General features: G+C 45.3%; 4 protein-coding genes. All 4 read right to left on the bottom strand.

Translation table 11 applies throughout. The annotated features are described in order from the left end of the window. Window positions 1-6 precede the first annotated feature (6 nt). Window positions 7-8205 carry a non-ribosomal peptide synthetase gene (locus tag BA79_RS18155; protein WP_035704384.1) on the bottom strand — a complete coding sequence of 2733 codons (8199 nt, stop codon included), beginning with the start codon at window positions 8203-8205 and terminating at the stop codon, window positions 7-9. A gap of 13 nt (window positions 8206-8218) precedes the next feature. Then, on the bottom strand, window positions 8219-18364 hold the full coding sequence (locus BA79_RS18150; protein WP_035704381.1) for a non-ribosomal peptide synthetase: 10146 nt from the start codon (window positions 18362-18364) through the stop codon (window positions 8219-8221). Window positions 18365-18426: 62 nt separating this feature from the next. Then, window positions 18427-22260 (bottom strand): non-ribosomal peptide synthetase, encoded by a 3834-nt coding sequence (locus BA79_RS18145; RefSeq protein ID WP_035704378.1) that lies wholly within the window; start codon window positions 22258-22260, stop codon window positions 18427-18429. A 45-nt stretch (window positions 22261-22305) separates the two neighbouring features. After that, window positions 22306-24344, bottom strand: a 2039-nt coding sequence (locus BA79_RS18140; protein ID WP_035704374.1) for a condensation domain-containing protein, incomplete at its 5' end; no start/stop codon positions are given.

Genomic DNA, 24344 nt, shown 5'->3' with positions numbered 1-24344 from the left:
ACGTCCTTACCCCTTTACGATCGTTTCAAGAATCTGCGCAAGTTGATCTGCCTGCGGTCTTTTCATCATGGTCACATGGTCGCCTTTTATTTGATAATACGAGCACGTTTCTCTCGTGTAAGCTTCCCAATCGGCAAATTTCTTCTGGAAATCTGTGGCGTGATCGCTGCTTTGTATAATATAAAACGGCACAGAGAATGGGTCTTTTTCTAATTCAATGGCTTGTGACATGATGGTATTATGAGTCTGCATTTGCAAGTATTTATCTAAATAGTGATCATTCATAAATTGATGAACGACTTCATCCTTTTCTGCTTCTTTGAGGATTTTCTGCTTCACTTCTTGGAAGCTGAGCCCTTGTAATGCTTCTGGTTTGATGCCGACGAGGTTCCCCATACCTAGGACGAGGGCGAGCATTTTCACTTCTTCTTCGTTCATATCGGCATGAAGCGCTTGATCTGCCTCATCTCTTAATACCGGAACCGTATCTAAAATGATCAATCCTTTTGGCGCTTTTCCTGCATGACAGAGTCTCTGATTCATTCCGTAAGCAAGATGTCCGCCCATAGAATGCCCTGCCAAATAATCAATGCCTGGTCGATAGAATGTCTCAATGGCTTCAATAAAAATGGCGACAAGCTCTGTATAATGAAGGAATTGCGGTTCTTCATCCTCATATAAGCCTGGAGACTGCAAGGCGTAAACAGCTCCTTCATGTGTCATGAGCTTGGCCACATCGATATACCCCATCACCGTTCCACCAGCAGGCGGTGCAAAGAAAATTCTCGGTTCAGCCGGATCCCCTTTTTTCAACTCGATTACATAGTCTTTCGGCGCTCTTTCGACAGACTCGCCTGTTTCTGGCACTGTATCCAAATATGCCGCTAGCTGCGCTGGCGCTGGGTGCATAAAAATCCATTTCGGATCAACACGGACACCTTTTTCTTTTAATTTGGCAACGGCTTGAATACTCATAATGGAATCTCCACCTAAATCAAAGAATGAATCATGAATTCCTACTCGTTTGACACCAAGCACTTCACTGAAAGCTGTCACAATCAGCTGCTGTGTTTCTGTTGCCGGTTGATCGTCTTCATGTGAGGATGAGACTGCGTCTGTCGGCTCCGGCAAAGCTTTTTGATCGACCTTCCCATTCGTTGTGACGGGAATTGCGTCAAGTACGATAAAGTAACTTGGAATCATATAGCCTGGCAGGCTTTCCTGTAAAAATGCTTTCCATCCGGGAACAGGCTCTCCCCCATCTGTGACAAGGTAGGCTGCCAGCCGTTTTGAGCTGCCGTACGTTTTAGCAATGACGGTACATTCTTTTACTTGTGGATGTTTGAGCAGGGCTGTCTCAATTTCTCCACATTCAATTCGGTAGCCTCTAATTTTGACCAAGTTGTCTTTTCGGCCAAGGTATTCAATACTGCCATCAGACCGCCATTTCCCTAGGTCACCGGAACGATACAGTTTGTCCCCTTTTAATGCCGGGAATGGATTGTCAATAAACCTCTCCTTCGTGCGCTCTGGGTCATGCAAATATCCTTTTGCCAGCCCTGTTCCGCCGATATAGATTTCTCCTTTGACGCCTGTTGGTACTGGATTGAGATGATCATCTAGTATGACAACCGTTGAGTTGGCGACTGGCACACCGATTGGCACTGATCTTGCATCCTCCGGTACGTGTGTGACTTGATAAGTGGTCGCTAATGTTGTGTTTTCTGTTGGACCGTAAGCATTGATCAGCACACCCTTCATATGTGGCAATGCCTTTCGTGCATGCTCACTAGACATGGCTTCTCCGCCAACAAGTAATGTACGGTATCCAGCCACACTTTTTGGATCATGCTCAATCAGCCGGTTGAATAATGCAGTTGGCAAACAGTTGGCTGTGACTTGATGCGTTTTGATTAAACGAGTTAATTCGTCCATATTCAGCGCAGCATATTTCGGGATCAGAACCAGCTGACCGCCACTTAGCAACATTCCCCATAATTCAAAGGTAAAGGCATCAAATGCATAGTTAGACAGCTGAAGCATTTTATCTTCTGAACCAAGCTCAATATAGTTTGTTTCTTTCACTAAGCGGACCACTCCTGCATGAGGAAGCATCACGCCTTTTGGTGTGCCTGTTGAACCTGAAGTGTAGTTCACATAGGCAAGCTGGTCTTCTCCTACAATCGATTTTTCCCTTTGATACACTGCGCCTGTTTCTGGTAACGGCTTGTCCATTTCAATCTTTGTGCCGCTCAGATCGTCTAAACGATTGATCAGATGCGACTGGGTTAAAATGATATCGCTTTGTGTATCGCGAACGATCAGACCGATGCGGGCATCTGGATACTCAGGTGACATCGGTACATAAGCAGCACCCGACTTGACGATCCCTAGAACTGAGACCATCATGTCAAACGAACGATCAAACAGCATCGGGACAAGTGAACCGGGTCCAACGCCCTTTGACTGTAAATAGGCAGCCAGATTTGTCGCCTTCTCGTCTAAATCTTGATACGTCATATGCTCTTCCATATAAGATACAGCAATCCGGTACGGATCACGCTGCACTTGTTCTTCAAATAATTCTTGCAGCGTACGCTTTGGATAAGGCGTGTCAGTTTGATTTTTCCCTATGATCATGGCATTCTGTTCTGTTTTGTCCATGACGCAAAAGTCAGCGAATGTCCGTTCAGGCTGAGCCGTCATGCCATCTAACAAATTGAGATAATAATTCATCATACGGTGGATCGTTTCTTGCTCAAATAAATCCGTATTATATTCCACATGGATAGACAGCTTGTCCTCCTGCTCAAATACATGCAAGGTGAGATCAAATTTAGAGACGGTATGATGGACCATCACTTGTTCCGATGTCAGTCCTTTTAGGTTGATATCCAGCGAATCAGTGACATACCCCATGGCGACTTGGAAGATCGGTGAACGACTTAGGTCTCTATCCATTGAAAGGTCATCCACAAGCTTGTCGAATGGATAATGCTGATGCTCAAAAGCTTTTAACGTCATTTCTTTCACCTTTGCCAGTAAATCGGTAAAGGTATCGGCTTTTGAAACGTCCTGTCTCAGCGCCAATGTATTGACAAACATGCCGACGAGCTTCTCTGATTGTTCGACATCACGCCCAGCGATCGGCGATCCAACAATGACATCTGTTTGTCCAGACAACTTGTGAAGCAGGACATAATAGGCTGACAACATCGTCATAAATAGTGTTGTCCCTTGCTGCCTCGACAAGGCATTTAAACGACGAACAAGCGGTTCATCTATCACGATTTGCTCTGTAGCCCCATTAAATGTTTGAACCGGCGGACGAGGACGGTCAAACGGGAGCTCTAATACCGGCAACTCTCCTTGTAACGTTTCTAGCCAATAGCTCTGAGCCTCATGGTGGTTCTTTAATTGCTCATTCTCCCAATGAACATAATCGGTCCATTCAATCTCAAGTACAGGTAGCTCAGGCGTTTTCTCTGATAATAGCGCACCATACACGACTTCTAATTCTTGAATAAGCAGGCTGAGCGACCATGCATCGGAAATGATATGATGCTGCGCACAAAGCAAGTAATATTCCTCTTTCCCCATATCAACAATTGTCCACTGTGCAAGCGGTCCCCGTTCTAAGTCATAGATGCGGTTCGCCTCTTGCTGAATCAGCTGTTCCAATCTTCTCGCTCTTGTTTTTTCATTAAATAATGAGAAATTCGCAACGGTTACTGATGGCGGAAGATCTTCACGGATGACTTGAACCGGCTTGCCGCCAATGGTTTGAAATGTTGCGCGAAGTGCTTCATGACGTTTTGTTAAGAGACCGATCGCCTTTGTTAACGTTTGGATGTGTACTTGGCCCATCAGTTTCCAAGCACCTAATATATTGTAATGATGGCTCTTTTCTAATGTAGATAAGAACCAAATTCGCTTTTGAGCATGTGACAGCTCATAGCTTGTTCGTTTTTCCAGCTTTGGAATGCTGGCTTCCTGAATGGCTGGTGCTCCATTGATGTCATCGACCATTTGTGCCAAGTGTGCCAGATTCTTGCTTTCAAATAAGATTTTTAGCGGTGCCTTTATTGAAAACTCATGATTAATACGAGAAATCGTTTGAGTGGCCTTTAATGAATGTCCACCAAGGTCAAAGAATTGATCCTCTTTGTACACACGATCGACTTCTAAAATATCCTCCCATATGGCCGCAAGCACCTGCTCTGTCTTCGTTTCTGGCAATTGCTTTTCAAACGGCTGTGCGTGTTTGTGATGGAACTGTTTGAGGGCTTCGTGATCAATAGAGCCATCTTGTTTTTTCGGTATATCTTCCACTTGCCTGATGTCCCAGTTCCCCTCTATGATGTCTGTGATCTTGTCAGCATCCACTTCTTTGCCTGATTGCACCGTATAGTACAGTTTCTTTTCAAAAAATGGTATTGGTGCTGGTTGAAGATGTTCAGCGATTTCTTGATTCGCCCCATCTAGGCCGATAAATAGATGCGCTTCATTCAGCCGAACACCTAGACATAATGAATGGAGTCCTTGTTTTTTTCCAATCAATTGAAAGCCCTTGCGAACGGTTAGCGCGGCCCCAGTATGCCCCTTAGACAAACCAAGATTATCCCACATGCTGAAATTCAAGGAAATCGCTCTTCTTCCCTCATGATAGGTAAGGGCATGTGCGAGTCCATCTAAAAAGCTGTTTGCCGCAGAATATGCACCAAATGTTGTGCCGCCAAAATAGCCATTCACTGATCCAAAAAAGACGAGTGGAACTGACGGGTCATGCTTGAAGGCTTCTTGCAGCACCCAAGCGCCATCTGCCTTCCCTGAAAGTTCTTTGACGAAATCTTCTTCTGTTGTATGAGCCAATGTGTACGTATCCACATGCTGAAAGTGCTCAGATACATTGCCAGCACCGGCTAAATGAAGCGCTCCTCGGATCGACTGTCCGAAATGCTTTTCTGCTTCATAAATCGCCTGCTCGACGTCACATAAATTCGTCACATCGGCTTGTACATAAAGGACGTCTCCCAGACCTTTAAGCTGTGAGAATGACGCCTCTTTTTCTCTGTCTTCTTCAAGGGATGTCCGTCCAATTAACACGAGCTTCAAGCCAAATTGGAGCATTTGCTTAGACAGTTCAAATCCAATACCGCCAAGCCCGCCAGTCAGCAAGTACAAGCCTTCATATTCTAAAAACCCTTCTGTCTGAGGTGCCGTCATCATATTCACTTTTTCCAGCTTTGGTACGAGGCGCTGGCCATGCCGGTAAGACACTTCTGCTTTCAAATGAATCGCACCTAGTTCGTCCGCAATATGCTTGGCATCCTGTTCCACATTCTCCGCTTCAATATCAAGGTGAGACACTTCTGCCCCTTCCCATTCTTGCGGGATGGTTTTTAATAATCCGGCAAGAGACGTTTTCTCCACATGAAGCTCATCTTGCGGTTTCACCAATTGACCACCTTTTGTGACAACAACGAGACGCATCGGCTCTTTATTTTCTTGTCTCAATGCTTGATACAAATACAAAATGGATTGGCTGGTGCTTGCATTCAGTTCTTTGAACTGCGCAGGGCTCGCAATCATCTCCTTGTCTGACACATTCCACAAGTGGAGCATACGGTCAATTTTTAATTCATCGGCTTCAAGCGCCGCCACAAGCCTGACGTAATCCCCCTTGATTCGAGGGTTCATCTGATACATCCCTTTTGACAGGCGTAAAAATTCATGACCCTTTTTCACAGAAACATAAGGCAGGTTCATTTGTTCAAATTGTGTATAAAGCGATGGATAAAGCGCTTTTTCATCCTCAAATACGAGTACATGATCAGTGGATACCGGCTGAGATGGACCGCTATTCTCTTTTACCCAAATACGTTTAAAGAACCAATCTGGGAGGGTTTGTTCATTTTCCGAAGCAAGATCAAGTGCACGTTCAATGTCATGAAACACCCCATCTTTCAGTGCCGCACCTAGTTGGGCACGTTGGATTTTTCCGCTTTCTGTTTTCGGAAATTGGTCTTTTTTCACCGGAATGATATGGTCAGGTTCGATTCCCATTTTGCGAATGATGCTCTCTCTAATCTGCTGAATCATTGTGATTTGATCCTCTATCGAATCCTTCTCCGTGACAAAAAAGACGGCGAGTGTGTCATTACTTGATTCGGGATTGTAAATGCCGTACGCAGCGGCAAATGTGACTTCAACCCCCTCAACCTCTTCCACAACGGCCTCAATTTCGTAATTCAAATAGTTCGCGCCGTTGATGACGATGATATCCTTTTCCCGTCCTGTGAGGACTAGACGCCCTTCATGAATAAATCCTAAATCTCCTGTATGAAACCAGCCGTTTTCCGCAAATACTTCTTCATTGGCTTCCTCATTTTGATAGTAGCCCATCATAATCGTTGGACTCTTCACCTGCAAGCGGCCGACTTGATCTTCTGGCAGCACATGGTGATGCTCATCAACAATCCGAATCCATACAGAAGGGATTGGTGCACCAACTTCTGTAAAGGTCATCTTGTGCGGATGATCGTGCGTCACATATTGAATCTCACTTGTTAATGAGGTCTGATCAATGGTCAGTTGTCCATCCTGATCATCATGACGCATGAATTCTTTTGACTGGACAATGGCTGATGATGTTTCTGACATGCCATAAGCCGGCACCATCGCATGGCGGCTTAATCCGTGCTCACCCATGATGTGCATGAAACGCTGCGTCACTTTAGGAACAACTGCTTCGGCGGCGTTCATGATATAAGTCAAGGTGGAGAGATCCCAGCTCCCTTTGCGAATGTCGTCTTCATATTCATTCATCATCGCAAAGGCAAAGTTTGGCGCCCACGTCCTTGTGACACCGTATCTTTCTACCCAATCCAGCCACACCATCGGACGTTCGATAAATTGGTCAATGGATGGACTAATTTGCTGGCAGCCGAGGTACACATCATGGACATGAAACATGACAATGCCCCCTACATGATCAAGCGGCATCCAGTTCATTGATACATCCTCATGCGTGAAACCATTTGCCTGCTCAAAGGAAATGATTCTAGATAAAATGCTTTGATGGTTGTGCCGGATACACTTTGGCACACCCGTACTTCCTGAGGACAGCAGCTGAAGCACAGGCTCATCCGGCTCTGGTTCATAATGCTGTTCATCTGGATCACAGGCAAGTAATGTTTCGATTGTTAAAATCGGAATCGCTTTTGATTCAAACGTTTTACGTAGCCCTGCAATGTCCTCAGCACTCGCTTCGTTTGTAATAATGAATGGCTCATTTTGCAGCTGAAACACGCCCTTGAGCTTGTTCACGCCTTGATTCATTTCATCATACACAGGCGGTACAGAGACTGGGGTTGGAATGATTCCACCGAGAATACAGCCCCAGAATACCGTGATAAAATCTTGATGGTCTTTCAATTGAAGCAGCACTTGATCGCCGTTTGAAAGTCCGGCTGCCCTTAATCCAGATAGGACACGTTCCGCTCCTGTGAGCAATTCCGGGTAAGTCTGGATCACCTCATGACCGCCTTCTTTGAGATACGTGACTCCGCGATTTGGTGACATAAAGGCGGCTCGGATCAGTACCTCTGTCAATGTGACTGGTGTACCTGGTTTTCTGATCACATCACCTCCATAAACAAGAGCTGGTGGTTTTTCTTGTACGGAGGATTGTATGGTTTGGCTGACTTCATCTTTTGAAAACGATTCGTTTCCATTTGTACGCTGTCTATCCGGGAAGAGGTCATCTAAATGATAAGGTGTTTGTTTTTCTGTCTGACTCTCTATCAAAACAGCTGCTTCCTCTACTCCATCTATGGCTTTCGTGCGCTCTTCTATCTTTCTTCGTTCCTCTTCATCTAGTACATCAATGGCAAGCAGCGCCTCGGTATCGACCGCTCCACTTTCTTTTCGCGGCAAGGAAGGGACGAGGACGAGTGCGGCTGGCACTTCATCAGGATGAAGCGGGCCTTTCATCAAATCCTCTCTTTTCAGCGAAGGGTCCTTCGCCTGTGCAAAAAGCACAAGCGATAGGCCTCCTTCTCGATTTTTCTTCGGGATGAGCGCACATTCCTTTAGTGGAAAGTGAAGCATGAAGACTTTCTCTAATGCTTTGAGATCGATTCGTTTTCCATTGATCCTGACAATATGATTTGCTGCATTTCCTTTTCGTCTACTAACTAGCATTCTTCTTCTCCTCCTACATCCAATCCAAAATCTGAATCTTGCTTTCTTCCGACCAAACGCCGACATCCCCTGTCGGATAAAGGTATTCGCCTGTTTGATGTTTGAATGGATGCGGAATTTTATGCGCCTCCATCCAATCGGCTAGCTCTCCAAAAAGTGCTTTGATCTCTTTTGCGCCGATAAAAATATCTCCAGGAAATCCAACCGGCATGAGCTGATGTTCTTCATTCAGGACATATATTTCCGTTTCATAGGTAGAATCATGTACGCCTGCATATATTTCTTCTTGGTCTGGGTATAGCACGCTGACATGTGCGTTTTTCGCCCAATCACTGATCATCCGCTCTTTTTCCTCATTTGTCACAATTGTGAAGGAAGATAGCGGCGTATCCACTTGTTCTGTCATGGCTTCAAGTGTGTGAATCAGCTGCTGCATCAGCGTTTGTATTTGCTTTTTTGTATATTGATTTAAGTTGTATGTGATCCGAAGCTCCAGCGTATCTCCCGGCACTGCGACAAGGGTTAAGTCATAATTTGTTTCTTCATGACTGGCGATGTCTAAAATGCGTACGCCATACGGCTCAATGGACTCAATCGGATAGTTTTCAAACACGACAATGCTGTGAAACAATGCCTCTCCATTTGGAATTTCCGTCATCTGCTGAATATCTGGCAGTACGGTATACTCGTATTCTCTCATCTGAAAAACGGTTTCCTGTGTATGGGCGAGCAATCGTGCAATCGTCCAGTCCGAATGGATCGGTAAACGAAGCGGCAATGTGTTAATAAAGAGCCCTGTCATGCTTTCCACTTCTGGTAAGTCGGCTGGCCGGCCAGATACGGTCACCCCAAATATGACATCCTCTGCGCCCGAATGAAGGTGCAAGAGCAGTCCCCACGCTGATTGAATCAGTGTGCTCATCGTGACCTTCTGCTTGCCAGTCATCTTCTCCAGCTTCTGCTGCATCTCTGGCGTCAATTTGACGCTGGACTGCGCCATGCTTACTTCTTGGTCTAAAGCATGTTCTTCGCCGTCTCCTGGAAGCGGTGTCGCTTCCTCTACGCCTGACATATAACGCTGCCAGAATTCTTGCGCCTTCTCTTGATCCTGCTTTTGCAGCCATTCGATAAAATCTTTATATGGACGGACTGTAGAAAGACTGATCTCTCGTTCGTCCACAAGAGAGCGATAAAGCGCAAAGGATTCCTGAATAAAGCTGAACAAACTCCATCCATCGATTAAAATGTGATGAAAACTAAAGACAAACGTGCATCTTTCCTCATCACAACGGAATAAAGCAATCCGAATAAGCGGTTCATCTATATGGTCTAAATTGAAATCCTTTGAACGATCAGATACTAAAAAGTGTTCGATTGTCTCTTCTTGCTCCTCGTCACTCAGGTGGCGCACATCGTGCTGAGTGAGATGGATGCTTCCTTCTGATTGAATGAACTGAACAGGCTCCTTCAGCCCTTCCCAAGCGAATTTTGTTCTCAAAATGGAATGACGTTCTACAAGAAGATTCCAAGCTTGTTCATAGGCATCGCCGTTTGTTAAGCCTTCGAGTGTCATATGCACCTGACCAAAATAAGCTTGTGAGTCTTGATTTAGCAGTGCATGAAACAGCATTCCTTGCTGCATTGGAGACAGCGGATACACATCGACTACATTGTCTGGAAGTTCATCTATTTGCTTTTGCGTGAGCTGAACCATCGGAAAATCAGATGGTGTAAAGCCGCCGCTCGTTTCAACACAATGCGTCAAGATGATCTCCATTTTTTCTTTAAAACGTTCAGGTAACAACCGCACCTCTTGATCTTGCAGCAGTTCTCGATTGATCATAAAGTTCATCTGCAACTGACCATCTGTCACATATCCATACACATCGATCAAATGCTGTCTTTCTGCTTTCGGATCGTGAACATGTCCATTTCGTTCGTCTGCTATATAAAGCTTGGCTTCGCCATCTGCCTGATCTAACTGACCGAGGTAATTAAAGCTCATCTGCGGCGTTACCGTTTTGAGTAAACGAGATTCTGTCATATATTGAAGCAAACCGTAGCCGATTCCCTTTTGCGGCACAGCTCGTAAGGTTTCTTTGACGTCTTTGATTTGTCTTGCAACATCGGTTTGAATAAAAGGAATAAAAATAGGATAAGAGCTTGTAAACCAGCCGACTGTCCGTGACAAATCCATCTGTTCAAATAAATCCTCGCGTCCATGCCCTTCTAACGTGATGAGCATTGGCTTTCCAATTGCTTGCGTGAGGCCTGATAACAGTAAATCGTTAATCTCTGTTCGGTATGCTTGTGAGGCCTGTCTAAGTAACATATCTGTTTGTTCCTTTGTGAGCTGAACCGACAGGATCTCTGCATGTTCTTCTATATTAGAAAGCGCAGGCAGTTGGAAAGGAGAACCTTCTTCCTCTTGATCCTTGATTTTTTGCCAAAAAGAGGCCTGCGCTTGTAATTGATCTGTTTGTGCATATTCATATAAGGCATCTGCCCACTGCTTATAGGAAGCGGTTTTTTTCGCAAATATGATGTCCTGCCCCGAAGCAAGCTGTTTCAATCCATTTAGTACATCTTCTTGTATCATGCGCCATGATATGCCATCCATGACGAGATGGTGTGCAGCAATAAAGAGCTCAGACGTGTCTTCACCTGTATGGAAAAGAATCGCTTTGATCACTTCTCCGCGCTGTAATGACAATGTTCCTTGACAGGCACTTGTCTCCAAGCGGATTTGTTCCCGTGCTTCCTCTTGAGACACATCCGTCACATCAAAGAATGTGACACAAGGTGTGACACCAGGCTCACGAATGGTTTGAATCCATGTGCCATCTGCCTCTTTTGTATATATAGCTCTCAGCATATCGTGATGATCGACCAGTTTTGAAAGAACCTGTGTTAACTGTTCATGTGGAACAGATCGCTTCATTTCAATATGCGCCGATAGATTCCAATAATCTTGATTGGTCATCGATTGCTCAAAGAACCATGATTGAATCGGGAGAAGACGAACCTCTCCTGTCACAGGTGATTGATCATAGACCGTAGAGACCTCTGACTTTCTCATCGCTTGTGCGAGTTGTGAGATGGTCTGTTTTTCAAATACATCTCTCGGCTGGATGACGTAGCCTTCCTGTGCTAAGCGTGCCACCATTTGTATGACAATAATGGAATCTCCGCCAAGCTCAAAGTAGTTATCATGGACGCCAATAGAAGGAACGCCTAGCAGCTGAGACCACACTTTTTCTAACACACGTTCTTCCTCAGTAGCTGCTTTGTCAATGGCTGTTTCTACTTCTTCTTGTCTCCACTCTGGCGGTGGAAGACGCTTTTGGTCTACCTTTCCATTTGGCGTAAGCGGTAATTCATCCAGCTCTATTAATAGGCTTGGCACCATATAATCTGGCAGGATGTCTTTTAAGTTTTGGCGAATGTCTTGCGTGGTCATGCCGCCTTTTTGGACAAAATAACCGATCAATCGCTTATGACCACTCTCATGCTGATGCGGGATAACGGCACATTCTGTGATGTCATCAAATGTCAGCATAGCGGCTTCAATTTCTCCGCATTCCACGCGGTGTCCACGAATTTTCACTTGATGATCGATTCTTCCAAGACAGTCAATGATGCCATTTGACAGCCAGCGGCCCATATCGCCTGTTTTATATAAACGCGCTCCTTCTTGGAAAGGATGCGGGATAAATGATGATGCTGTTTTTTCTTCATCTCCAAGGTAACCAAGTGCTAGCCCTGTGCCGCCAACATAAATTTCGCCGATGACGCCTTGCGGAACTGGCTGCATTTGGTCATCTAATACATAAGCTTGTGAATAAGCAATAGGCTGTCCAATCGGGACCGTCGCCTGATCTTCTTCTAGTGCTCGAATGTGATGCACACAGGAGAACGTCGTATTCTCTGTTGGTCCATATCCATTTAAAAGCCCTTCAGGCAAATACGGTAGTGCTTTTCGGATATGAGCGGCTGATAAGGCATCTCCGCCGATCAATAATGCATGAAGACCAGATAAAGCTTCTGGATGTTCTTCTGTTAAACGGTTGAACAGCGGCACAGTCAGAAACCCTGTTGTAATCTGATAAGTTTTTAGTGCTTCCGCTAATGTATCCATTGATAAAATGGTATTTCGATCCGTCAGTATGAGCCTTCCCCCGTTTAAAAGGGCTCCCCATATTTCATACGTAAAAGCATCAAAAGAGAAGCTGGCGATTTGTAAAATGCGCGTTTGTTCATTAAGGGTGACATAGTCTGTTTCACACACAAGCCGGACGACCGCTTGATGCGGGATCAGTACTCCTTTTGGCTGTCCAGTTGACCCCGATGTGTAATTGATATAAGCAAGTCCATCAGGTCTTAGTGCAGCGGGCATGACCTCTGCTTCTGGTAAAAATTCTTCATACCCTTGATCAAGACAAATAAGTTCCGTTTGATGGATGGATACTTTTTTCAGCCATTCATTTTTTGTCAGTAAAAGCTGAATCCCTGTATCTCTCAGCATATAGTCAATGCGGGCATCTGGATATTCAGGATCAATTGGCACATAAGCCCCGCCTGCTTTCACAATGGCCAGCACCCCAAGAATCATTTCAGGCGATCTGTCGATGAGCAGTCCAACTGGTTCATGCGGCGTCACGCCTCGCTGCTGCAAATAGGCTGCTAGACGATCGACTTTCTCATGTAACTCTTGGTACGTCCACTCATCTCCCTGGAACTCGAGCGCCACTGCATGAGGTGTCTTTTTCACTTGCGCTTCAAATCGTTCCGTCATGAGTAGCGGACCTTTTGGTTGATCAGTCTTTCCGCTCCATTCATAGAGCAATTGATGCTTTTCTTTCTCTGGCAGGAAATTCACTTGTCTGATCGGCTGCGCTGGATTTTCACAAATTCCTTCAAGCAGGTGCTCGTAGTATGCAAGGAATCGCTCCATCGTGTCATCAGAAAATAAATCCGCATGATACTCAAGTTTTAACTGAAGACCTTCAGCTCCTTCAAACACAAACAGAGAGAGATCAAATTTCGCTGTATCATTATCTTCAATGGCTAAAACCGACGTCGCCTCCCCCATTGGAGATGCTTCAAGCGGTAAGTTTTGCAGAACAAACATGACCTGAAACAGCGGCTGCTTACTGGCATCACGCACAATATTCAATTCATCGACCACCATCTCAAACGGCACATCCTGATGTGCATAAGCACCGACGGTTGTCTCCTTCACTCGCTCTAATAATTCCGTAAAGGCTGGATTCCCGCTATGGTCGATCCGAAGCGCCAATGTATTCACGAAAAATCCGATTAAATGCTCCATTTCCGTTCGATTTCTCCCAGCAATGACCGAGCCAATGACAAACTCGTCCTGTGAAGACAATCGATGTAAGAGAGTAGAGAAAGCCGACAGCAAGGTCATATACAGTGTGCTGTCTGTTTTCTTGGATAGCGCAGCAATCTTTTTAGACAGTGACTTCGACAGCTGATATGTTTTCGTCTTCCCTTTGTAGGATTGAACGGCCGGCCGCGGATGATCATACGGCAATACCAAATCTTCAACAGGTGCCGCAAATTGCTCCTTCCAATAGGCAAGCTGCTTACCTAGTGGTTCTCCTGTCAAATACTCCTTCTGCCACATTGCGTAATCCGCATATTGAATTGGCAGTGCCGGCAAGTGAGGCTCCCGCCCTTCGATCGCCGCTGTATACCACTCGGATAATTCTCTTGCCACAATGCCGATCGACCAGCCATCTGACACGATGTGGTGAATGGACATAAGCAAGATATGCTCTGCGGGTGAAAGTCGAATCAGCTTCACTCGAAAGAGCGCTTCGTGTTCTAATTGAAAAGGTGTGGATGCCTCTTCTTTCGCCCATTCAGCCGCTTTTTGTTCTTTCTCTTCCTGTGACGCTGCTATGCCTGAAAGGTCCATCACCTCAAGCTCTGGAAGAGCCATCTGTTCATGAATGACCTGTACCGGTTCATCCCCGCTCATTGTAAAGGACGTTCTGAGCGATTCATGTCTTTCCACCATATGATGTAGACTTTCCTGAAGCACCTTGATATCTAAAGGCCCGTTCATCCGAAAAGAAATCGTATTATTGTAAAATGGCAGATCCGGCTCTAATTGATAGAGGAACCACTGTCTTTGCTGGGCATAAGACATCGGAATTTCCTGACCCTTCTCCATTTTTCTCATCGGAATCACTTCATCTGCTTTGGCATTTGAATCGATCCAGTCTGCTAATTCTCCGAGTCTCGTATGTTCAAACAACACAGCAAGCGGCACGTCAAACCCTGTTTTTTGTCTAACCGCAGACAGCATTTGCGTCGCCTTCAGCGAATGACCTCCTAGTAGAAAGAAATGATCGCCGCAATTGACATCTGAGACACCGAGCAGCTCTGACCAAATGTGTGCGAGCAGTTTCTCCGTTTCTGTGTGAGGTGCTCTGTTGTCTGAATCCATTCCGCTTTCTTCTATTAATTCATGAAAATATGCCTCATCTGGCGTTCCATCTTCTGTTTCTTTCCAATATTCCTCAGGAAACAAATGCACGGCATATTCACCAGATAGACGGGACTGTAAACATGTATGAATCGATTGATAAAGCCGCTCTTCCACCGCCTTTGTTTGATCAGTTTTGAAAAAGACGTAAAAGGTCTGCTCTGTTTGCATCTCCGCATCCGCATGGACCATCTCGTGAATCTCTTTCTTCGATCGATCCAATCCCGTATAAATGAGCGGAGCATCTGTCATCAGACATGCGAGCATCGTTTGGAAGCCTGCCTGCTTTGAAATTGGGAGATAACCTCTTTCTTTTAAAATGCCTTTTATCATGGAGCCTTCACTCATTCCAATCTCGTCCCACATGCTGAAACTAAAGCAATATGGCTTCACTGTAGATGTCAGCTTCTGATAATGAGCAAATTGTTCCACGAACTCATTGGCAGCGCAATAGGCGCCGACAGTCATACCGCCCTTTAGCGTTCGGGCTGACGAGCTGGAAAGAAATAAAACATTCCTGCGTTTGGAGGCAGCTTCATGAAGCGCAATCGTTCCATATACCTTCGCTTCGTACATGTCATTCAGAGACACAGATGTCATATCAGCAAGCAGTTCTTCTTGAATGATACCTGCGAAATGAATGATGCCATCCAGCCTTCGATTTCCAGCGACCTCATGTCTAGAGATGATCGCTTCCACCTCTTTTTCAGCCGTGATGTCTGCTTTCTCATAAAGAACCTTGCCGCCATGCACTTTTGCCTGCTTTTCTAGCAAAGACAATGTCTCTTGCTGGTCACTAGAAAGTGCCTCTCTTTCTTTCCTTCCAAGCAATACGAGATGTGCTTGATAAGATGTCAGTAGGTGTTCACTGACTAAACGTCCAATTCCGCCTAGCCCGCCTGTTATGACATAAAGCCCAGATGATTCAAATGGCGGCTCTTTCCTTTTCTGTTCCTTTTCCAAATGAAGAGGTGCTAAAAAGGGAATATAACGAACACCTTGACGATAAGCAGCAACATGACGGTCTTGGTCATGTGTAAGTTCTGCCATAATCGCCATTGCATGAGAATGACTAGATACCGATTCTGCTAGAGAAAAATCAAGACATTGCACCTTGATAAACGGCCATTCATGCTGAATTGCTGTCATCAGTCCTACTGTCGTTGCTTTTTCTACATCGTGGATTTGATCCTCCGGCACATTCATCGCATGGGCTGAGACAAAAGTGATGGCCACCTGCTCCTCATAGACGGAAATGGCTTTTGTTAAAAATAATGCACTCATGCTGCCCGTTTTCTGCGCTTGTTTTGCCTTGTCCACATAAAGCTTGTCTTCTTGGTTTGTATAGTTCCAAAGGTGAATGATGTGTTTCACCGAAACGCCATACGAACGGAGCGTCTCAAAGAGTTGTTCGTAGTCAGACGGCCGATTCGGGTGGATGATGAAGTGAGTGTGTGTGAGTTGTTTGAACGCTTGACCCGGTTCAACCGTAATGTATGTTTGTTCACTGTTTGCAAAAGATTTCAATTGATCTGCCAGTCCTAATGGATCTGCAAAGATCACAACGTCCCCTATGATCTGCTTGTCAGCTGCATCAAGTGGAGCAGGTATCCACTTCTTTTGATAACTCCAATCAGGCAAGGTATGTTCATTTTCAAGTCTCATGTCCATTTCCATGATCATTTCATCAAATTCGCCTTCTTGCCATCTTGTCTTGAGCTGTGCCCTTTCTATTTTTCCAGAGCTTGTTTTGGGAAATGCATGCTTCTGGACAGGAATGATTCGAGATGCAGACAAGCCCATTTTTGTTGCAATATGGGATTTAATGTGCTGACTTGCCCTCATAATATAAGCCGGCTCATACAGCTTCGGTGTAAAAAAGAGAATCAGTTCATCGGATGCAGAAGCCTCCATTCGGACAGAACAAGCAGCCACAAAGCTCGTTTCTACTCCCGGTACTTCCTCTGCTATGGCTTCAATTTCATAGTTGTGATAGTTTTTCCCGTTGATGATAATCATGTCTTTTTCTCTACTGGTTAGTGTCAGCCTTCCTTCGTGCAGGAAACCTAAATCACCCGTGTGAAACCAGCCATCCGCTTGAAATACTTCTTGATTCGCTTCGTCATTCCGGTAATAACCCTTCATGGTGGTTGGACCTTTTATTTGCACACGGCCAATATGATCTTCTGGAAGAAGCTCATGCTGATGATTGACGATGCGTATCGTGATACCTGGAATCGGTTTGCCCAGCTCTGTAAAGCTGACGGTTCCTGTCTCACGTGCTTCTGCTGGTCTTAGCTGCTCTGTCAGCGACGTTTCCTCAAAGGTCAGAACCCCGCTGTTTTCATCTCCACGCTCAATCGCAAAGGAAAACACAACCGCTGATGAGATTTCAGACATGCCGAAAGCCGGTCTGATCACATCTCCCTTTAAGCCGTGCGGAGCAAGCAGGTGTAGAAATCGGTGGATGGTTTTTGGAACGACCGCCTCTGCCCCATTGATCATGCAGGTCATCGCCGACAGATCCCAAGACCCTGATGAAATCTCTTTCTCATAATCATTGATCATCGCAAATGCAAAGTTAGGTGCCCATGTCTTCGTTGCACGGTAGCGGTCCATCCAGTCAAGCCACCGCAGCGGCTGAGCGATAAAGTCATCTGTTCTTGCCCGAATCTGCTCGCAGCCTGTGTACACATTGACAAGGTGGAACATCACGATGCCACCAATATGATCTAAAGGCATCCAGTCTAACGAGACATCCTCTTGTGTAAATTGATTCGCTGCCACTGTTCCTTTGACGTTCGCCAGCACACTTCTATGGGAATGCTCTACACACTTTGGCATCCCTGTACTTCCAGACGTTAAGATAAAGAAGACGGAATCATCTGGCGCGGCAGGGTGAGCGGCTGTATCTCTTTCTAATGTCAGCATCGGCTCAACTGCTGCGACACGTAATTGGTCTGTATGCCACAGGAAGGCTAACCCTTGCACCTCCTCGATCAGTGAGTCATCTGTTAGGATGAGCGGATGCTCGAGCAGCTTCCAAGCGTGATGAAGCTTCTTCACTGCAGCATTCATCTCCCGATAGGTTGGGGCAGCCGACACAAGCGTTGGAACAAATCCGCCTAATACACATGCCCAAAAGGCAGTGACCATGGCATGATTCGATGAGAATTGAAAGAAAACAGGATCGCCTGCCTTAAGCCCCAGTGCCCTTAAACCAGTCAGAACCCTCTCGGCGTCCCCTTGTAACTGCGCATAAGATTGTGTAAGTTCGTTCTTGCTATTCACGATATACGTAAGCCCATTTGTCGTTTTTGCAGCCTCTGTTAAGACGTCCTGTAAGGTCTGTGCGCCTTGTGTGACGTCGAGATCCCCTCCATAGGAAAGAGCGGGCGGCATATCGGCCAAAGCAGGTACAGCCTTTTGCGTCTGTATCGCTTCCGCTGCGGCCTCCTGCTCAATGTGCTTGTCGAGAAATAAATGAGAGAGGTGATACGGCCGCGGTCGAATGGTTTTTTCACGTGAAAAAACAGCGAAGCGTTCGATTTCGTTGGTTTGTAAAATGGTTGTCTTTACATCTTGTAAAATCGCATCCATTGATTCATGTCTACTCGTTTGGTTAATGGTTGATGGTTTCATATGAGTTCCTTTCCTTTTTTGTTAGGCAGGACTGCAAGGCTGCATCCTGCCTAATCTAAAGTTTACAAGACTCGTTCTCTATTTGTTTGATTGACAATATGTTTGATCAGCTTTGCATTTTGAACTGCACATTCTTTCTGTTTGAACATATCAGCATGCCGGCCATAGCCTTGGTATTGGGTAAAAGATCCGGCCGTTGCCTGTGTCCACTCTTCCATCCAGTCCGGGATCGCTATTTGTTCTTCAGATTGGATGAACGTAATATCTGCCTGTATTTTGCCTTGATTCACCCCCTTAACAAACGTTTCATAGTAGGCGCGCGTCTTTTGGGCAAGCGCTTCTTGAACGATCTCCCCTTGAGCAAGTTCGCTTTGTTTCGTTTGATGAACAATCGCTTCAATATCATCATCAATGGATCGTCCTTCTAAATCACTTTCTCCAATTTTCTTATAGGAATCGATCATGATGACTTTCTCGACTGTCCGTCCTACTTGTTCAAGCGCTTGAACAAGCTCAAAGGCGAGGTAACATCCGCCTGAGTACCCCATCAACGTCAGCGGCCCTTTTGGCTGAAGGTGCTGAATATGCTGAACGTACTGCGCCATTCGGTTATTCGTTTCAATAAAATCAAAGGCGACTAGCCGAACATCATCAAGCGTTTTTGCTGCTTCCTGATAGATAAAGCCGTAGCCTGGTAATGGCGGAAGAGCAAAGACTGTTGATGTTTGAGATTCATTGAATACAAGATAGCCAGCGGTTTCCCCGTCCTGATGCTGAATATAATGACTAAGTGCTTCAATCGTCGGGGTCTCAAACAACAAATGGATCGGCACCTGAACCTCAAACTCTTTTGATACTTTGGACAAAAGAGACATTGCTTTTAAAGAATGTCCGCCAAGCTCAAAGAAATGGTCATCTGTGCTAATATCCTCTCGTTCAAGTACTTCCCGCCACATTACCAGCAGCTTTTGTTCCACTTCATTTGCGGGCAGTTTCACACGGCGGTTTCCTTGCGGTGCCTCTGGTTTTGGTAGCTGGCGTTTATCAACCTTCCCGTTTGGCGTAAGTGGGAGGTTCTCCAGTTCAATCAGCTCATGAGGCAGCATATAAGCTGGAAGACGCTCTTTCAGCCTTGATTTGATGTCATCGAGTTTGCCTTTCCATGCATCATCACACGTGATATAGGCAAGCAGCCTTGTATGATTGGTTTCATCATGATCCGCTAGGAGTACAGCTTGTTTTACACCTGGGTGCATGAGAAGGTTGGCTTCAATTTCTGTCAGTTCAATTCGGTGTCCTCGAATTTTTACCTGATCATCAACTCTGCCTGCATACTCAATCAGACCGTCTTCTCGAAAGTAAGCTAAATCCCCCGTGCGATACAGGCGCTCACCCGCAGCGAATGGATGGGCGATAAAGACTTGTTTTGTCAGATCAGGACGATTCAAATACCCTTTTGCCAGTCCTTTGCCGCTCAGACAAAGCTCTCCAACCATTCCAATCGGCTGAAGCTGTCTGTGCTCACTCAATATATAAGCGCCCGTCTGGTTGAGCGGCTTCCCAATTGGAATAGAACGTGCCTCTAAAGGGATCACTTCATCTATCGGATAATATGTGGCAAAAACCGTTGATTCGGTTGGTCCGTATACATTCAACAATCTGCCTTTTCCCATCACATCAAAGGCTTTTCTCACATGCTGAACCGATGCCCTCTCTCCCCCAAACAGCACCTTACGCACACCGCGCATCCAGTCTGTTCCTTCATCAACGAGAAGATGGAATAAAGCGGTTGGAACAAACATGACAGAAATATGCTCTCCTTTTATCAACTCAGTGAGCTTCCCCATATCTAAAATGGTTTCTTTTTGCGGCAGGACAAGCTTTGCTCCGTTTAAAAGCGCACCATATACATCAAATGTAAAGCCATCAAATACGCTATTTGATAACGACAGCAATGTATCTGTTTCTAAAATGGTTAAATAATTCGTATTTTTGACCACCCGGGCAATATTGGAATGGGTCGTCATGATGCCTTTTGGCTGTCCGGTTGTTCCAGATGTATACATGATGTATGCCGTATCATCTAAACCAGCTTCAAGTGGCAGATTCTCTGAGCTCATCAGTAAAATTTCTTGATCATCTGCAAAAAGATACGTGCCATCAAATGCGAGTGACCTCGTCTGACTGATAAAGGATGAATGAGTCAGAAGATGCGTCGCTCCGCTGTCTCTCAGCATATATTGGATACGGCTTTCTGGATAATCTGGATCAATCGACACATAGGTGGCACCTGCTTTTAAGACAGCGAGTAAACTGACAATGAGTTCAGGTGTCCGCTCTGCTAAAATGGCGGTCACCGTTTGATGACCCACCCCATTTTTTTGCAAATGCCTTGCCAGTCGATTGGCTTGTTCGTTCAGCTCCGCATATGTCATCGTGTGATCACCTGCTGATAATGCCACTGCATTCGGCTGTTTTCGGACATTATGCTCAAACCACTTTGTCAAATAAAGCTGATCATGCTCCAGCTCAGGTGCATTCCATTCCTCTAACATTCGCTGTTTTTCCTGCTTTGTCACAAGTGTCAGTATATGAACTAACTGATCTGGATGTTTGATGGCCCCTTTGATCAAAAGGGTCAGCTGATCCTTTAATTTATGGACAAATGCAGGATCAAATGCACGCTGATTAAAGGCCAGCTTCAGCTGCAATTGTTCCCCGGGCGACGCCAGTAAATTGAGATCATAGTTCGATTTCTCATAGACATTCATGTCTTCTACTGTAAAGCCAAGCAGTGACTCCTGCTCGTCTTTCTTTGCAGCAGGGACATTCTCAAACACCACAATATGATCAATGAGCTGCTGCTGACCTGCCTTAGCCTGAATATCATAAATCGGGATATATTGGTGCGGTTCAGCCGCTAAAGACTGCTGCTGCGTCTCTGATAATAGAGAACGGAACGTCATTTGGTCTGTCAGCTGAATTCGTCTTGGAATGACATTGATGAACAACCCCACCATCCGGTCCACACCAGCTAAATCTGCCGGACGTCCTGACACAACCGTTCCAAACAACACATCGTTTGAGCGCTGATACCTGCTTAGTAAAATGGACCAAGCCGATTGAAGCGCACTGCTTAACGTGGCATTCTGCTGCAAGGCTAACTCTGATAAAGCAGCAGTTTCTTCTTTACTCATGGCCCATTCGATTTCGCCTAATTCATGCTCATTTGTTTGCTTTCGCTGTTCTTTAAAAGTCGACTGCCCCTCAAAACCAGCCAAAGATTGCGTCCAATATTCAAGTGAGGCTTGTTTATCTTGTTTTTCCAGCCATTGAATATATTCTTTATATGGCTTGACTGGCTCCAGCCTATAAGGGATGTCATGCAAAAGTGCATGATAAATCGCAAACAATTCCTGCACAACTAGGCCAAAACACCAGCCATCTAGAAGGATATGGTGATAGCTCCATATCCAGCGATAGCTTGAAGGACCCGTTTGAAAAACAGAGGCCCGCATGAGCAGATCCTTCGAGAGATCAAATCCTCTCAGCTGATCCTTTTGTTTAAAACGATCAATACGTTCAAGCTGTTCACTTTCAGAAAGATCCTGTATGTCCACAACATCAAGCTGGAAAGGTCGATTTTTTAATACAACTTGGACAGGACGCTTCACTTTTTCGTGGAGGAACACGGTACGAAAAATATCGTACCGTTCCACAATGATATTCATGCTTTTCTCAAGCAAATCATGCCGAAGTGTGCCCTTCACGTTCATATCCATTTGTTCTACATAAAAGCCTTTTTCTTGATGATGGAGGGTATGAAACAGCATTCCTTCTTGCATCGGTGACAGATAGTACATATCTTGAACTTGATCCCTTTTAAATTGACTCATCTATTTCATTCCTCCTTCCCCTTTTTCATGACTGATCTAGTGGTGTTAGGTCAATTTCTCCTCAAGCATGTCAAAGATATCGTCCATTTCATCCATTTCAAGGTCTGCAGCCGAGAAGTCACTTGGTGTAAATTCTCGCTCTTGATGCGCTAAGCAATGGGTGATGATGGATCTGATCTTCTCCTTCAACAATGCGATGAACTGCTGTATCGTTTGTTCTTCATATTCACTTGCACAATATGAGCACGACAGAATGAATTGATTGTGCTGAACAAGACCGCTGAGGTTCAGCTTATAAACAGCTTCAGATTCAGGGCTTGCTTGACGGCCCATATCATAGGTTGAGGGCCCAAAGAGTTCTGTCGTCACTTCCTGATCAATCTGCCCAAGATAGTTCAAGCTGATTTCAGGCTGCACGTGTTTGACTGACGGTTCGGATGGTGTCATGTATCTTAAAATACCGTAACCAATCCCTTTATTCGGTACACGCCGTAGCATCTCTTTCGTTCCTTTGATAGCGTCTGCAATGGTCTGATTCGGTTTCGCTTCAAGAACGACTGGATACATGCTCGTAAACCAGCCAACTGTGCGGGATATATCTAATCCTGATAAAATGTCCTCTCTTCCATGACCTTCAAGCTGTACATGTACATGAGATTGACCTGTCCATTCCTGAACGGCCAGCCCAAGCGCACATAGAAGAATATCATTCATTTCTGTTGTGTACGGAAGATGGATATTCGTTAACAGATGCTCGGTTTCTGCTTCTGTCAGCTGCATTTTGACCGCTTTCGTATCCGCGACTTTTCTTTCTTTTACTTCATGGTCAACAGGTAAAGTCGTAAACGGTCTATTTTCAATCGCTGCCCAATACTCCTTCTGGTTTTTTAGCAGCTGTGACTGCGCATATCGTTCAATCGCTTCTGCCCATTCTTTGAAAGAGTGCGTTTTTGGCGGCAGAACCATCGTTTCTCCTTTTTCTGCCTGATGATAAAGAGACATAAAGTCTTCTAGTAAAATCCGGCAAGAAACGCCGTCAATCACAAGATGATGTGTGATGATGAGTAAGTGATCACCGTTTTCTGTATGGAAACAAATCACTTTCATCAATGGACCCTTTTCAAGATTCAGTTGACGCTGATACTCATTGGCGTATGTGGAAATCGCCTGTTTCACATCTTGCGCTTTTGAAACATCACAAGAAATAATTGAAAATGGTTCTGTCAACTCCCGCTGATTGTATTGCAGCATGTCATCATGCTCCTGTCTGAACACCATGCGCAGTGCATCATGATGTGAGAGCAGTTTTTGCAGAACTTGTTCTGTGACAGCCAAGTCAAATCCCTTTGGTGCATGAAGCATCATTGAGAGATTCCAGTGGTGCTGGTGATCAAAGTTCCGTTCAAAGAACCAGCGCTGTATCGGTGTTAAAATAACCTCTCCTTCGACAGCTGACTGATCGGCTGTGAGAAGGTCCGCTTCTTCGATATATGGGCGAAGCTCCGCAATTGTTGGGTATTGGAAAAGCAGTTTCATATCGAGCTTCCAACCTTCTTGCGTGAGTCTGCTTGCCATTTGGATGCCTTTAATCGAATCTCCGCCAAGGAAGAAGAAATGGTCGTGAATACCAACTTGGCTGACGCCAAGCACATCTTCCCAAATGCCGCAAAGCAGTGCTTCCACTTCATCTCTTGGCGCTTCGTATGCTGTTTGATTCGCTTCCATATCAGGTGCTGGCAGTGCTTTGAGATCCACTTTGCCATTTGCCGTCATTGGCAGCTGGTCTAGCTTGATGATCCATGATGGCACCATATATTCTGGCAAGATGCGCTTTAAGCTTTCTTTCAGCGTATCCGTTTCTTTATCTGTGATGACGTAAGCGACAAGAGCGTCTTGATCACTTGCGTCTTTGACCGTTGTCACGACGGCTTCTTTCACTTCATTTAGCGCAAGGAGCTGCGCTTCAATTTCTGACAGCTCAATCCGGAATCCGCGGATGCTCACTTGATGGTCTTTTCTACCGAGATAGATCAGTTCGCCATCCTCTGTCCACTTCACCAAGTCACCTGTACGGTACATGCGCT

It is taken from the genome of Bacillus altitudinis 41KF2b (assembly GCF_000691145.1).
In the GTDB taxonomy this organism is placed as follows: Bacteria; Bacillota; Bacilli; order Bacillales; family Bacillaceae; genus Bacillus; species Bacillus altitudinis.
The sequence above is the reverse complement of the archived record's forward strand: the minus strand, read 5'-3'. Positions and strand labels throughout refer to the sequence as shown.

What these genes read in the sequence shown, in the direction of transcription:
- BA79_RS18150 (WP_035704381.1), bottom strand. Translation starts at nt 18,364, where the DNA reads ATGAAACCATCAACCATTAACCAAACGAGTAGACATGAATCAATGGAT.
- BA79_RS18155 (WP_035704384.1), bottom strand. Translation starts at nt 8,205, where the DNA reads ATGCTAGTTAGTAGACGAAAAGGAAATGCAGCAAATCATATTGTCAGG.
- BA79_RS18145 (WP_035704378.1), bottom strand. Translation starts at nt 22,260, where the DNA reads ATGAGTCAATTTAAAAGGGATCAAGTTCAAGATATGTACTATCTGTCA.